Here is a 14,400-nt window from a genome sequence, read left to right as displayed (position 1 = left end):
CCTGTGTCATGCCGGTCCACTCAGGTCGGCGAGCAGCGCGGCGACGTCCTTCCGGTTGAGCTTTCCGGTGGTCGCGTTGACCGGGAGGGCGTCGACCACGACAAAGGCGCTGGGCACCTTGTAGGAGGAGAGCCGCGCCTTGCAGTGCGCCCGGAGTTCGGCCTCGTCCACATGCGACGCGGCACCGGGGACGACGGCGGCGACGACCCGCTGGCCGTAGATCTCGTCGGGCATACCCACGACGGCGGCATCGCCGACCGTCTCGTGCTCGTTGAGGACCCGCTCGATCTCCGAGGGGGAGATGTTGGTGCCCCCGCGGATGATGAGGTCCGACAGCCGGCCGACGACGTACACGTAACCGTCGTGGTCGACCCTGACCAGGTCCTTCGTCCGGTACCAGCCGTCGTCGGTGAGCGCCTCGCGCGTCAGCTGCTCGTCCCGCCAGTACCCCAGCATCAGGCCGGGACCGCTCGAATACGCTTCCCCGACCTCGCCGGGCGCGACGTCGCCTCCCTCGGGGCCCAGGATCCTGAGCGCGGCGCGGGGAACCAGCTTCCCGGCCGAGCCCGGCTTGGGTGCGGGGTCCGTGAAGGGGTCGTAGGTGACGAGGGGAAGGCACTCCGAGGCGCAGTACGCGTCGAGCACCGAGACACCGGTCAGGGCCGTCCAGCGGTCGAACACCGCCTCGTTGCGGGGCTCGCCGCCGGAGATGCACAGGCGGAGCGACTCGAACACGCGCGTACCCGGGGCCGGATCTCCCACGTGCTGGACGAGTTTGGCGAACGTGGCGGTGACGCCGGCCACGAACGTCGCCCGGTGCTTTTCGATCACCGGGGCGATGAACTCCGGACGCGCCCGCCGCACCACCATGACGGTGCCGCCCCGGAGAAGAACCGCCAGCGAGGTGCTCGCGAGGCCGTACAGCCACGCCATCGGCAGGCAGATGATCGCCCTGTCGTCGGGGGAGAGGTGCCAGACCTCGCCGTAGGTGTCCGCACAGTTGAAGACCGCGCCGGCGGACACCATGATCGCCTTCGGCCGGCTGGTCGTGCCCGAGGAGAAGCAGATCAGGGACAGCGGCTCCCGCAGGTTCTCGGGGTTGGGGGAGCGGTCGTGACGGACTCCGGTGACGTTGAAGGACACGATGTCCGCGACGGGCGTTCCGGGCGCCCCAGCCTCGACGGCTTCGCGATCGACGCCTTCCGAGACGACGATCAGCGAGGGGTCGCTCGTCTCGATGGCGTAGCGCATGTCGCCCGGGCCCGACGAGGGGTAGACGGTGACGAGGACACCGCCGGCCCGCCACACGGCGAGGGCGGTCATCAGATACTCCGCCGAGCTCTCGGCGACCAGAGCCACCCGGTAACCGGGTCCGAGGCCGGCTTCGAGCAACGCCGCCGTCCGGAGCTCGACCGCCGTCTGCAGATCGCGATAGGTGATCGTCGCGTCGTTGTCGATCACGGCGGTGCGGTCGGGCTGCTCACGGGCGACGCGCTCGAAGGCCGACACGCAGTCGTCACGCACGCTGGCCGGCTGGAACGCCATCCAAAGCTCCAGTTCCTTGATCGGACGAGGCTGTGCAACGAGTCACCCGAGTGAGTGGTCGGGCGCCTGGCGATGAACCACAAGGTAGGCGGTGGGACCGTGGGAGGTAATTGGAAATTCTTCTGACAGGCCGCTCCGATCCTCTGGGAAGTTCCAATGCGGTCCCGACGCCTGCGGGGAGATAGTTCCGAAGGATGCTCATGCAACCGGTGACATGCCGAGTCGACGACCGATGGCAGGGAGATCGCAACGTGAAACTGGACCAGGCGGACGTGGTCGTGGTCGGCGGTGGCATCGTCGGAGTGTCGACGGCGTACTTCCTCGCGGCCAAGGGACACGACGTCGTCCTCTTGGAGCAGCGGGAAATCGCGCATGGCGCGTCCGGGCGGAACATGGGTTTCCTCCATATGCACAACCGCAACGGAGATTTCTCTCTGGCGCTTTCCCGGGCAGGCCGCGCTCTCTACGACGACTTCTCCCAATTGCTGGGCCCGTCGTTCGAGTATCGCGCGAACGGCGCGATGACGTATTTCTTCACCGACGACCAGCGTCAGGTCTACAAGGAATTCGTCGAGGACCGCAACCGTCACGGCTTCACCATGGAGCTGCTGGATGGACCGACGGCCCGTGAGGCGGCGCCGATCCTGCCGCCCACCGTCATCGGCGCCACGTTCTGTCCGGAGGACGGCCAGATCCGCACCCCCAAGTTCGTCCGGGCCCTGGCTCAGGAATGCCGCCGCCTCGGCGTGCGCATCCATGAGCACACACCCGTGCTCGGACTGACGCGCGACGGAGCCAGGGTCACAGGCGCCCGGACTCTCGGCGGAGACGTGCACGCGGACCGGGTGGTCTGGGGTACGGGGGTCTGGTCCCAGATGCTCGAAGCGGAGGGCATCCACGTGCCGATCAAGCCCGAGCGACTCGGCGCAGTGCTGTTCGCCCCGGTCGAGGAACACCTCGACAAGATCCTCAACGGCCCCCTGGCTGCCAAGCAGTACGGGCACATCCGGAGTCTCCCGAGCTATCGCGACGAGTACTTCACGGCGTCCTACGAGGATTCGAGCCACGGGATCGAGCACCTGGAGTGTGTCGCCAAGACGGAGGACGGCAACCTGTTCGTCGGGTGTCCGATGGACTACCCCGAGCAGTTGGACGACCGTATGCCGCTCGGCGGACTGAAGATGACCATCGACGCCCTGCTGGAGACCTTCCCGCACTACCGGGGACTAGGTGTCGAGGGTGTCTGGACGGGTCTCCTCCCGGCCACCGCCGATTCACTGCCGATCGTCGACGAGGTCGACGAAGTACCGGGCCTGGTCCTCGCCACCGGACATGTGTACGGGAACCTGGCCGGGCCGATCACCGGACAGCTCGTGGCCGAGCTGATCTCCGGCGAGGAACTCAGCCTGCCGATCGATGAGATGGCTTTGGACCGGCCGGCACTTCGCGACAACCCCGACGGCGTCATCCGCTGGTGACCTCGCCGAAAGCAGAGAACTTCCCGACGAGGGCGGAAAGCGTCCCGTTGTCCTTATCAGCTTCTGAGGAGCATGAATTGACCACCAACACCCTCGGCGCGGCGCACACCTCGGATTCTGTTCGATACCTCGACGAGATCGAGGTAGGGCAGACCTGGCTGACACTCGGCAGGACGGTCACCGAGACCGATGTCGTCACGTTCGGCACCTGGTCGGGTGACATGCATCCGCTCCACATGAACGAGGAGTACGCGAAGCAGACCCAGTTCGGTGGCCGGCTCTTTCACGGCCCGGGAGTCCTGGCCATGGCGTTCGGACTGGAGATGGGCCTGGGGTGGAAGAACCCGTCGGCGATCGCCTTCCTCGGAATCCAGGACTGGAATCTCCTCGCCCCGGTGCGCATCGGGGACACCATCAGGGTGAGCGAGGAGATCGTCGGGATCCGGCCCTCCGCGAGCAAACCCGATCGCGGCATCGTGACCACCCACGTGCAGGTCCTGAACCAGAACGGGGACGTGTGCCAGGAGGGCAAGTGGATCGTGCTGCTGTCGCGCCGCCCCGACCGGTCGGAGTGAGGTGCCGTGACGCTACGACTGCCCGAGGGGAAACAACTCGCCGTATGCCTCAGCCCGGACTTCGACGCCCAGAGCGTCTGGATGGGCACGTTCCGGTCCACGTCGCAGACGAATCTGTCGCGAGGAGAGTTCGGCGCCCTGGTGGGGGCCCCGCGTCTGCTGGACGTGTTCCGCCGCTACGGGATCACCACCACATGGTGCGTGCCGACGCACACGATCCAGACGTTCCGCTCGGCCGTCGACGCGATCCTCGATGACGGTCACGAGATCGGAGCACACGGGGTGTATCACGAATACGTCCCCGCGCTGGACCGGGACGAGGAACGGCGGCTGCTCGAACTACAACTGCGTCAGCACGAGAAGCTGCTGGGCACGCGGCCGAGGGGCTACCGTTCTCCGGCCCTGGACGTCACCAACGACACCCTCGACCTGCTGGCCGAGTTCGGCTTCGACTGGGACTCCTCCCTGATGGGGCGTGACTTCACGCCCTACCGGCCGCGCATGGTCGTGGAACTCGACCAGGAGAACGGCAACACCTTCGGGCCCGAGAGCCGGGTCCTGGAGTTCCCCGTCTCCTGGTTCCTCGACGACTTCCCCGAGCTGGAGTCCTTCAAGGGCAACGCGCTGATGCAGTCCAACGAGGTCGTCCTCGCCCGCTGGAAGGACAGCTTCGACTTCGCCCACGAGCGCTGCCCGGGCGGCGTCGCGACCTGGACGCTGCATCCGCAGACCATCGGCAGGGCCCACAACCTGCTGATGCTCGAAAAGTTCCTCGACCACGTGACGTCCTTCGACGACGTCTGGTTTCCCACGCTCTCGGAGCTCTTCGACCGCTGGGAAGACGACTGAACTATGGACGCCGACGGCACATCACTCGGTCTGGACCGCGGACCGAGTGCTGTGACCGGCCCTGGACGACGTGCTCAGCCAGCTGCTGACCAGGCGCGCGGCGACCAAACTGTCGACGTACGGCACGTGCCCGCCTTCGAGTCCGGAGACACCGACTACGAGGAGTCCCGGACCCGGGCCGCCCGCGCCGCCGCCGAGCAGGCCTCCGCCTCCGCCTACGACGCGAACGTCATCGCCTGCACCATCGTCGCCTCGGCGTACGAGCGCTACCGCGAAGAGTTCCCGGACCGCGGGGTCGTCATGTTCAACATCAATTTCCTCGGCCTCACGGGCTCGGCCGCACCGGCCGTCAACTGAAAGAAGGGTCCTACGTTTCATGAACATAGTCGTCCTGGTGAAATACGTGCCCGACGTCACAGGGGAGCGCCGGTTCGCATCCGACCACACCGTGGACCGCGACGGCGTCGACGGCCTCCTGTCCGAACTCGACGAGTACGCCGTCGAGCAGGCGCTGCAGATCAAGGAGCAGCGCGAGGACGAGGAGATCACGGTCACCGCACTGACCGTCGGCCCCGAAGACGCCGCGGACGCGCTGCGCAAGGCACTGCAGATGGGCGCCGACCGGGCCGTCCACGTCGAGGACGAAGCCGTCGCGGGCTCCGACGCCATCGCCACCTCGCTGGTGCTCGCCGAGGCGGTGAAGACGGCGAACGGCGGCGCCGTGCCCGACCTCGTCGTGGCGGGGATGGCCTCGACCGACGGCGGCGCCGGGGTCGTTCCGGCCATGCTCGCCGAACGCCTCGGCATCCCGCAGGTCACCCTGGCCTCCCAGGTGGAGACCTCCGGCACGCAGGTCCGCATCCGCCGCGACAGCGACGCCGCCACCGAGGTCATCAGCGCCAGCATGCCGCTGGTCCTGTCGGTGACCGACCAGACGGGGGAGGCCCGCTACCCCTCCTTCAAGGGCATCATGGCCGCCAAGAAGAAGCCTCTGGACACGGTGGACCTCGACGACATCGGTGTCGACGCCTCCCTCGTCGGTCTCGGCGCATCCCGCACCACTGTCACGAGCACCACGGCCCGCCCGCCGCGCACCGTCGGCGAGATAGTCAAGGACGAGGACGGGACCGGCGCCGCAGCGCTCGCCGCCTTCCTCGCGAGCAAGAAATTCATCTGAGAGGGCACGAGAGATGTCTGAGGTTCTGGTTCTCGTCGACCACGTGGCGGGCACGGTCAAGAAGCCCACGTACGAACTGCTCGCCATCGCCAGGCGGCTCGGTGAGCCGTCGGCCGTCTTCATCGGCGGTGTCGATGCCGCGGAAGCCGTCGCCGACGCGGTCAGAGGGTACGGCGCCGAAAAGGTCTACGTCATCGACGACTCCGACATCGTGGGCTACCTGGTGGCCCCCATGGCGGAGGCGCTGCAGCAGCTCGCTGCCGGCAAGGACCTGGCCGCGATTTTGCTGCCCTCTTCGGCGCAGAACAAGGAGATCGCCGGCCGCCTGGCCATCAAGCTCGGCTCGGGTCTGATCACCGATGCCGTCGACGTCGCTGCCGATGGCACCACCATCCAGTCGGTCTTCGCGGGCAGCTACACCGTCGCCGCGCAGGTCACCACCGGCATCCCGATCATCACGGTCAAACCCAATTCGGCCGCTCCGCAGGAGGCTGACGGTGCCGGCGTCGTCGAGCACGTCACCGTGACGATCTCCGACGCCGCGAAGGCGGCCCGCGTCGAGGACAGCCGACCGCGCGCCGCCACCGGCCGCCCCGAGCTGACCGAGGCCGCCGTTGTGGTCTCCGGCGGACGCGGCACCGGAGGCGACTTCGGGCCTGTCGACGCTCTCGCGGACGCGCTCGGCGCCGCCGTCGGCGCCTCACGCGCCGCCGTGGACTCGGGCTGGCTGTCCCACACCTTCCAGGTCGGCCAGACGGGCAAGACCGTCTCCCCACAGCTGTACATGGCCAACGGCATCTCCGGGGCCATCCAGCACCGGGCCGGCATGCAGACCTCGAAAACCATCGTCGCGGTCAACAAGGACCCCGACGCACCCATCTTCGACATAGTCGACTTCGGTGTCGTAGGCGACCTTCACACCGTTCTCCCGGCCTTGACGGCACAGATCAGCCGGCGCAAGGGCTGATCCCCCTCCCGGTCATGAGCCTCGCCATCCACACGACGGTGACCCCGGAACCTCCGAGGCACCGTCGTGTGGATGGCGGAGCACACCATGGAAATGGGGACAACTTCAAACGGATGGTCTCCGGGCGAGGAATCCAGATGAGCGCAATGAGTTAGATCGCCAACGGCTCCACAGAGCCTGCCGACGCTCGCGAGGCAGGAGTGTCGATGTACCCCCGCCACAGGTCCGCATCCCGGAACGCCGTCCCACCGCCCACTGCGGTCACACGCGAAGGCGTGCAGCGTGGTCGCCTCGCTGGTGCCGTACGCGCCTTCACCGGGATTGCCTACGCGGCACCGCCGGCCAGCCCGCTGCGCTTCCGGGCGCCGCAGTCGGTGCGGCCCTGGAGGAGGAGCGCGATGCCACCGGCTTCGGCCGCCCCTGCCGCACAGTCCAACGCCGACCTTCCAGCCTGACTGGACGCCGCGCCGAGTGCGGATGACTGTCTCTGTCTCAACGCCTGGGCACCTGACCGCTACACCGGGACACCGCGCCCGGTACTGGTGTGGTTCCACGGCGGCGCCTTCGCGTGGGGTTCCGTCGGGGCGACGGTCCACGACGGTGCCGATCCGGCCAACGTTGGTGACCTGGTTGTGGTCTTCTTCAATGACCGGCCCAACATCTTCGGCTACCTGTGGCTCGGCGATGTGCTTCCGGGGCTGAAGGCGGACGCCCCGGGCCACCAGGACCTGGTCGCCGCGCTGCGCTGGGTGCGGGAGAGCAGCGCGGCCTTCGGCGGCGACCTCGACGGGCGGCACGGACGACGAGCGGTCATCTTCAGTCCTCAGCCAGACAGTTGGTTCATACCACCGGCCTACGACCAACCCAACCCGTCGTCCATCCCCACCATCGGCCGGATCGAACGAACTACCGGTAGCACGGACCGCTGGGTGATCCACGAACTACCGGTAGAGCGGTTACCGGCTCCATGCCCTCGCCTTGGAACACGTCGGGCAGGCCGATGGTGACGAGATCAGCGAAGTGGTTGGCAACTGCCTCTGCCAGTTCCTGCGCGGGCCGGGTGATGTCCAGCGTTCCGATCCGTCTGGCGGCCTCGTGCATCGGCTGAGCTGCCGAGGCGGCTGTCAGCTCACGTGGTGACCACGAGCTTCCCGATGTGCGTGCGCTTCAGCAGCCGTGCCTGGCCCCGAGCGAGGTCCTGCAGCGGGAAGACCTCCTCCAGCAGCGGCTGGAGCCGGCCGCTCTGGATGAGTTCCACCAGCCGGGCGAAGGTCGCCGCGGTCGGATTGGTGATGCCGTGCATCTCAAGGTCCTTGTAGATCAGGTCGCGCAGGTCGATTCTCGTGACCGGACCCGCGATCGCACCGGCGGTGGTGTACCGGCCGCCGCGGCGGAGCACTTTCAGCAGCACGTCGAACACCGGCCCGCCGACGACGTCCGCGGCTACATGGGCTCCTCGTTCACCGATGACGCGTTCGATCTCCCGTTGTACGTCCTCGCTCTCGCGGGCGACAAACTCGTCCGCCCCGAGTGCGCGAAGGCGCTTCTCCTTGGCGGCGCCGGCGACGGCCACGACGCGTGCGCCGCGCAGGCTCGCCAGCTGGATGAGTGCCGTTCCGACACCGCCGGCGGCACCGGTGACCACGATGGTCTCGCCGTCCGTCAGCCGAGCGCGCTGCAGCATCTCCTCGGCCGTGTCGTACGAGCACGGAAACGTGGCCAGCTCGGCGTCGGACAGCGGCGAGTCGACGCGGTGGGCATTGCCCTCGGGCACCGCCACATAGTCGGCGTAGCCGCCGTCGCGCTCACTGCCCAGGTACTGCACCAGCTGTGCGTGGAGCGGCAGTTCGGGGTCGCGGACCGAGGGGTCCACGATCACCCGCTCACCGATGCGGCCGGGGTCTCCCCCCGGCCCCACGCCGGCGATGTGCCCCACCACTGCGGCACCCTGGATGCGGGGGAAGTCGACCGTGGAGCTGTTCCACGAGGACGCCGCCCCGTCGGACCGCCCCTGTATGCCGAGTTCCTCGGAGACCGCGGACTCGACGACCGAGTCGTACCAGCCCGTCCGCGTGTTGATGTCCGTGTTGTTCATGCCGCAGGCGCCCACCCGGACCAGTACCTCCCCCTCCGCCGGTGCCGGGGTGGGGTGGTCGTCGCGGAAGACGAGCTTGTCGATACCGCCGTGGCCGGTCAGCACGGTGGCCCGCATGGTCGCGGGCACGGGGGCGGCCGGGCTGGCGGAGGCGTTCACCTGTGTACGGGAGTTCATGGAAAGACCGGCGTCCATTTCTCGGCTACTTCGCCAGCTCGGGGTTGACCATCACGTGCTTGAACTTGGAGTACTCGTCGATCCCGTGCGGGGACAGCTCCTTGCCGTATCCCGAGTTCCGGAAGCCGCCGAACGGCATCTCCGAGGCGACGAAGATCTGCTGGTTCACCCAAACGGTTCCGAAATCGAGTTCCCGCGTGAAGCGCATGGTCCGGGCGAGGTTGGTGGTCCAGACACTCGCCGACAGGCCGTATTCGACTCCGTTGGCCATGTCGAGCATCTCGTCGTCACTGTTTCCGCGCTGGATCGTGATCACCGGCCCGAACACCTCGCTCTGGATGATCTCGTCCGACTGGTCGGCGTCGGTGATGACCGTGGGGGCGTAGAACCAACCCGGCCGGTCGAGCCGCTCCCCGCCGATCCGCACGGTCGCGCCGTTTTCGCGTGCGCGGTCCACGAAGCCGGCGACGCGGATCAGCTGACGTTCGGAGATCAGCGGGCCGATCTCCGTCTCCGGATCGGAGGGGTCGCCGACACGCAGTTTCGCCACCGCTTCGCAGTAGGCCTCGACGAACTCGTCGTAGGCCGCGTGCTCGACGATGATGCGGCAGGCGGCCGTGCAGTCCTGGCCGCTGTTGGAGTACCCGAACTCCACGAGGTCCCGCACGCTCTCCCGGATCGGGCTGTCGGCGAAGACCAGGATCGGAGCCTTGCCCCCGAGTTCGAGGCCGATTCGCTTCAGGGTCCGTGCGCCCGACTCCGCGACGGCCTTTCCGGTCGCGACGTCTCCCGTGAGCGAGATCATCCGGATGGTGGGATGTGCGACCAGAGCCTTACCGGTGGAGGAGTCTCCCAGCACGAGGTTGAGTACGCCCTCGGGGAGGAACTGATTCGCGATGTCGACGAAGAGGATCGTGCTGGTCGGAGTGAGCTCCGACGGCTTGATGACCGCCGTGTTGCCGGCGGCGAGGGCAGCGGAGATCTTCCACGACGCCATCAGGAGGGGATAGTTCCACGGGGTGATCAGGCCGACGACACCGAGGGGCTCGCGGCGCACCCACGAGGTGCTGTTGTTCGCGTACTCGCCGGTGGCGGGAACCGAGGACGTGCGCGCCGCGCCCGCGTTGAAACGGATGACGTCCCACACCCAGGGCATGGCTCCCTGGGCGACCGTGATCGGCTGGCCGACGTTCTCGCTCTCCAGCTGAGCGAACTCCTCTGCTCGGCTCTGGACCACGTCGGCGATCTTGAGGAGGATCTCGGCGCGCTCGACGGGAGGGGTGTTCCCCCACGCCTTCGCAGCCGCCGCCGCCCGCTGAACGGCTTCGTCGACGTCGGCCTCCGTCGCCGTCCGGTAGGCGGCGATCGCCTTCTCGGTGGCCGGGTCGATGACGACCATGGCGTCGGCGTCGGTGATGTCCGCCGCGAACGCCGCGGCGGCGCTCCGGTGTTCGGCCCTCGGCTTGCTCATCGTTGCCGCTCCTTGTGTATCGGTTATGCCTGGTTTCGCCAGTCGACCGGTGTGATGGACAGGAGGAGACGCGTTCCCGGAGCCGCTCCGTAGCGGACGGTGGTGCCTCGGGGAAGGACGATCAGCTCGTCCGCCTCCCCGGTCAGCGGGACGTCGACACCGTCCTCCACGACGAAGAACTCCGCCCGCCCGCTGACGACGTAGACCGTCTCCTCGTACTGGAGCGTCCACGGGTCACTGTGCCCCGGCTCGTCGAACGTCATGAAGTAGGTGCCGAGACGGTCGAGGCCGGAGCCCGCGGTGCGATGCTCGATCTCGGCCGGGCCGAAACGCTTGACGTTGGCCGGCCCGAAGGCCGGCTTCGAAGCGCTGGAGCGGGTCATCTCTGTCTGTCCCCTCGGTTGTGAAGGCTCTCCGGCGACGGAGTCACGGAGGGCCTGTGCGACCGCCTCGGGCAGCGGGCGGGACCGCGCTGCCTCGGCGTCGACGTTGACGTACACCACCTCGATTTCCGCGATCTTCGTCCCGTCACGTGCGACGAGCATGTCGAGCTGGAAGCTGGACGTCCCCACACGCGGGCAGGTGACCTCCACGTCGAGGACGTCGTCGAAGCGGGCCGGTGACAGGAAGGTCTGACGCGCGCTCACCACCGACGGGTCCGTTCCGCCGTCGACCAACTTCGTGTAGGGCCAGCCGAGTTCGCGGAAGAACTCGGTCATGGCGACGTCGGCCAGCTCCAGATAGCGGCTGTTGAAGAGGAAGCCCTGTGTGTCGACCTCGTGGTTGCGGACCCGGTGCGCGTGGGTGGACACGTCAGGCTCCTGCCTCGGCCTGGAGCTTCGCGTACAGGTCGGGCCGCTGGAGTGCGAGCCCGGGCGCTTCGGGGTTCGCGCGTGAGGCCTGCAGGAGGTCGTGGTCCAGGGACACCACCACCAGGTCCTCCCCGGACGAATCGGACCTGGCCAGGACCCCGTCGTTGATTCCGACGGTCCTGTCGACGGGCCCGGTGACCAGGGCGCTGCCGGTCGCGTGCATGGGTGAGTCGGCCGGTAGTCCGTTGTGGCCGATCAGGGGCGACATCGCGACGTAGAGCTGGTTCTCGATGGCGCGTGCCTGGCATCCGGTGCGGACCCGGTGAACGCCTCGTCGGTTCCAGGTGAGCGAGGGGCACAGGATCAGGTCGACCCCCTGGCGCACGAGGTACCGGGACAGCTCCGGGAACTGGATGTCGGCACAGATGAGCACGCCCGCGGTGAACGGCCCGATCCTGGTGACCAGCAGTTCATCGCCGCCGCGGGTGCCGAGCGCGTGCTCCTGGGGCGTCAGGTGGATCTTGTCCTGGGACTCGACCCGGCCGTCGGGGTGGGCGACGAAAGCGGTGTTGCGCAGGGAGCCGTCGCTGTGCACGCGGTTGTGGCTGCCGCCCGCCACCACGATGTTGTGGTCCCTGGCCATGCCGCGGAGGCCGTCGACGATTCCGTCGGTGAAGGTGGGGAGGACATCCCAGTAGTCGGACCTGATCGTCGCGGTGGTCACCTCGTGGTCGGTGATGGATCCGAGGAGCCCGGTGCTGGAGAGCTCGGGGAAGAGCACGACCTCCGCGTTCTGCTGAGCGGCGCGGCGCACGAGGTCCTCGGTGTGGGCGAGGAATTGATCGAGGTCCCGCTCGGGGCGAAGCTCGAACTGGGTGACAGCGACGTTCAGCGACACCATGATTTCTGGGGCTCCTTTTCCGGAGATGAGGCGATGGGTTCTGCCGGTAAAGGCCCCGCCGCCGCCCGTGAAAGCGACCGTATCGGCTCTGTCCCGGCGGTTCACTCGTCGCTTATGACAAGGGCAGGGTGCGTTCCCTGGAATCTTTCCAAGCCGCCCTCGGGCGGATGAGGAAGTGAAAGTGCGGTCAGCGTTCCGGCCCGAGCGCCGCGCCGAAACGTGCCGAGAGGGCCAGCCCTCGTTCCGGGTCGGCGAGCACGCTGCCCGTCGCCCCCGCGCCGCGGATCTCTCCGCTCTGTTCCTCCCGGCCGACCGGTCTGATCCGGCGCTGATCCCAGGATTCCGCCTCCACCATGGACAGGGCGGTCAGTGCGAGGAAAAGGGACGAGATCGCCGACGGATCCCGCAGATTCAGGTCGAGCGCTGACTCGATCTTCGACAGGCGGTAGCGCAGGGAGTTGTGATGCACGGCCAGCGCATCGGCGGCCGTCATGATGTTCTGCTGGTGCTCGAAGTAGATGGAGAGGGTGGCCAGCATGGTCTGCTTGTCCTCCAGCGGGCGGAGAAGCTCCTTCGCCCACTCGCCCATCCGGTCGAGACCGACATCCGAGAACAGACGAGTGGCGAAGTCGAAGTCCTCGTAGGCCATCAGGCGCCGCCCCGCGCCGTCGCGGCGCAGTACGCGGAGGGCGAGCTGCGCGTCGTGGTAGGAGTCCACCACGTGTCCGACGCCGGCTGAGTCCCGTCCGATGCCCAGCAGGAAGCCCTCCGCCGGTGTGCCGGCCTTGACGAAGGCACGTCTGACGGCGGACGACGAAGCCTGCACAAGGCCGACCATGGCGGACTCCCGCAGGACAAGGAGATGGGGGAGACCTTCGCCGACCAGTGTGCGTTGCAGACCGGCGTGCAGCGACTCCAGGACCGCCAGGTCCCGGGCGGTGGTCACGCCGAGGGCGGGCTCCGCGACGATCACCCGCGTCTCCTGTCCGAAGGACAGCCCCAGTGAGGCGATGCGGCCCGCCAGCTCGGGGTCGTGGCGCTCCAGACGCAGCGAAGCGGGATCGGTCGTCGCCGACTTCGGCGAGTATCCGGGCCCCGGAGAGCGAGCCGAGGCCGGGGAAGCTGGTGATGATCCTGGCGTCGGGGTGTGCCTCGAATGCTTCCGTGGTTGCCGTGGCGAGGTCGTCCGCGCTGGCGCAGGCTGCATCGAGCTGCCGAAGCAGAGCCGTGGCCTGTCGTCCCATGGCTTGTTCGACCAGCGGGGGTTGCCGCATCTGCGGGAGCCGCAGGATCTCACGCAGCCGGTCGGCCTCGGTCTCGATGCCGCGTTTGCGCCCGGCCCGCCGGACGATCGCACGCAGCTGCGCGCGGGTGAGCCGGGCGGCGTGTTCAGGGGTGGGAGCCGCAGCAAGAAGTGCACGGGCCACCGGGTGGCAGAGCCCTTCGCGTACCGACTCGAAGGACGCCAGAAATCCGGGGAAGTATTCACGCAGGTGAGAGCGGAGTTTGTTCGCGGCCTGGGTCCGGTCCCAGACGGCGTCCTGCTGGGCGCGGGCCAAGACCGCTATGGATTTGGCGAGTTCGCTGTCGGCCGGCAGGGTCCGGAAGGCGGCCCGATCGGTCCGCAGGATGTTGGCCAGCACTGTCGCGTCCAGGTGGTCGGATTTCTTGCGGCTGACTGCGTGACGCTCTCGGTAGCGGGCGGCGGCCATCGGGTTGATGGCGTAGACGGGGCGCCCGGTTGCCCGCAGGCCGGCGACGAGGAGACCGCGCGAGGTCTCGATGGCGACCGGGATCGGTGTGTCCGGGCCGTCCCCCTGTGTGGTCAGCAGTTCAAGGAGCGTGTTCAGGCCGGTGAGGTCATCGGTGATTCTGGCCTTCGCGACGACGACTCCCTCTCTGTCGACCAAGGCGATGTCATGGTGATCACTGGCCCAGTCGATGCCACAGGTGACGGCCATTGTTTTGCTTACGTCCTCTCGGTCGGAGGTCCTGCTTCGTAGTCGTGCAGGGGTCTGCGGCTCCCTAATGGAAGGGCTCGGCGGCCCGGCATCCGATTGGCCGTTCGTGACCCCAGCGGCCGGCAGGGCTCTCCGTCCGCGGGGGAGCTCGATGGCTCCCGGCCTGTTGAGAGATGACTCCTGCCGGCGACTTGGACCACGATCACTGATGGTCGGCCGACCGTCGGCCGCGGGGCCCTTGGCACCAACCCGCAAGCCAGGAACCTGCAGGGACGGTGCCCGGCCCGTCTGGTCAAAGGACTCCAAGGTCCTGGCCCGCACCAGAGCTCCGCACCGTCCCTGCGTGCCCATTAGGCCCGCATGCGTCCCCGGGACTTCCAGCACCTGGATAC

Annotated in this window: 12 protein-coding genes and 2 pseudogenes; 7 read left to right on the top strand and 7 right to left on the bottom strand. The window is 68.0% G+C overall.

What is annotated here, in order from left to right:
* Positions 1-6: 6 nt before the first annotated feature.
* A complete protein-coding gene (locus JHN45_RS11025; RefSeq protein WP_201048870.1) occupies positions 7-1,545 on the bottom strand; it encodes a class I adenylate-forming enzyme family protein in 1,539 nt (512 codons plus the stop codon).
* A 251-nt stretch (positions 1,546-1,796) separates the two neighbouring features.
* Here JHN45_RS11025 and JHN45_RS11020 point away from each other — a divergent pair, with 251 nt between their 5' ends.
* The 7 genes and pseudogenes from JHN45_RS11020 to JHN45_RS10985 all read left to right on the top strand — a co-directional run bounded on the left by JHN45_RS11020 (position 1,797) and on the right by JHN45_RS10985 (position 7,598).
* On the top strand, positions 1,797-3,023 hold the full coding sequence (locus tag JHN45_RS11020) for an FAD-binding oxidoreductase (protein WP_201048869.1): 1,227 nt from the start codon (positions 1,797-1,799) through the stop codon (positions 3,021-3,023).
* Positions 3,024-3,100: 77 nt separating this feature from the next.
* Positions 3,101-3,598 carry a MaoC/PaaZ C-terminal domain-containing protein gene (locus JHN45_RS11015; RefSeq protein ID WP_201048868.1) on the top strand — a complete coding sequence of 166 codons (498 nt, stop codon included), beginning with the start codon at positions 3,101-3,103 and terminating at the stop codon, positions 3,596-3,598.
* Between the two features lie 6 nt (positions 3,599-3,604).
* Positions 3,605-4,447 carry a polysaccharide deacetylase gene (locus JHN45_RS11010; protein ID WP_201048867.1) on the top strand — a complete coding sequence of 281 codons (843 nt, stop codon included), beginning with the start codon at positions 3,605-3,607 and terminating at the stop codon, positions 4,445-4,447.
* Between the two features lie 126 nt (positions 4,448-4,573).
* Positions 4,574-4,804, top strand: a complete 231-nt coding sequence (locus tag JHN45_RS11005; protein WP_201048866.1) for a hypothetical protein — start codon at positions 4,574-4,576, stop codon at positions 4,802-4,804.
* Positions 4,805-4,823: 19 nt separating this feature from the next.
* Complete coding sequence (locus JHN45_RS11000) at positions 4,824-5,624, top strand: electron transfer flavoprotein subunit beta/FixA family protein (protein ID WP_201048865.1); 801 nt, start codon at positions 4,824-4,826, stop codon at positions 5,622-5,624.
* A gap of 13 nt (positions 5,625-5,637) precedes the next feature.
* A complete protein-coding gene (locus JHN45_RS10995) occupies positions 5,638-6,591 on the top strand; it encodes an electron transfer flavoprotein subunit alpha/FixB family protein (protein WP_201048864.1) in 954 nt (317 codons plus the stop codon).
* A 206-nt stretch (positions 6,592-6,797) separates the two neighbouring features.
* Positions 6,798-7,598, top strand: a pseudogene (locus JHN45_RS10985) (carboxylesterase family protein).
* Between the two features lie 122 nt (positions 7,599-7,720).
* Here JHN45_RS10985 and JHN45_RS10980 read toward each other — a convergent pair.
* The 6 genes and pseudogenes from JHN45_RS10980 to JHN45_RS52855 all read right to left on the bottom strand — a co-directional run.
* Positions 7,721-8,863, bottom strand: coding sequence for an alcohol dehydrogenase family protein (locus JHN45_RS10980; protein WP_201048862.1), 1,143 nt, complete (start codon positions 8,861-8,863; stop codon positions 7,721-7,723).
* A 25-nt stretch (positions 8,864-8,888) separates the two neighbouring features.
* Positions 8,889-10,334, bottom strand: coding sequence for an aldehyde dehydrogenase family protein (locus tag JHN45_RS10975; protein WP_201048861.1), 1,446 nt, complete (start codon positions 10,332-10,334; stop codon positions 8,889-8,891).
* A gap of 23 nt (positions 10,335-10,357) precedes the next feature.
* Positions 10,358-11,146 (bottom strand): thioesterase family protein, encoded by a 789-nt coding sequence (locus JHN45_RS54350; protein WP_201048860.1) that lies wholly within the window; start codon positions 11,144-11,146, stop codon positions 10,358-10,360.
* A gap of 1 nt (position 11,147) precedes the next feature.
* Positions 11,148-12,047 carry a nitrilase-related carbon-nitrogen hydrolase gene (locus JHN45_RS10965; RefSeq protein WP_201048859.1) on the bottom strand — a complete coding sequence of 300 codons (900 nt, stop codon included), beginning with the start codon at positions 12,045-12,047 and terminating at the stop codon, positions 11,148-11,150.
* 187 nt (positions 12,048-12,234) lie between these two features.
* Positions 12,235-13,044 (bottom strand): CdaR family transcriptional regulator, encoded by an 810-nt coding sequence (locus JHN45_RS10960; RefSeq protein ID WP_236583561.1) that lies wholly within the window; start codon positions 13,042-13,044, stop codon positions 12,235-12,237.
* A gap of 1 nt (position 13,045) precedes the next feature.
* Positions 13,046-14,008 (bottom strand): annotated as a pseudogene (locus JHN45_RS52855) (IS110 family transposase); the annotation flags it as partial.
* Positions 14,009-14,400 lie beyond the last annotated feature (392 nt).

Origin of the sequence: Streptomyces sp. MBT53 (genome assembly GCF_016654115.1) — a bacterium.
Taxonomy (GTDB): Bacteria; Actinomycetota; Actinomycetes; order Streptomycetales; family Streptomycetaceae; genus Streptomyces.
Note: the sequence above shows the minus strand (reverse complement) of the source record. Positions and strands in the feature narration are given on the sequence as shown.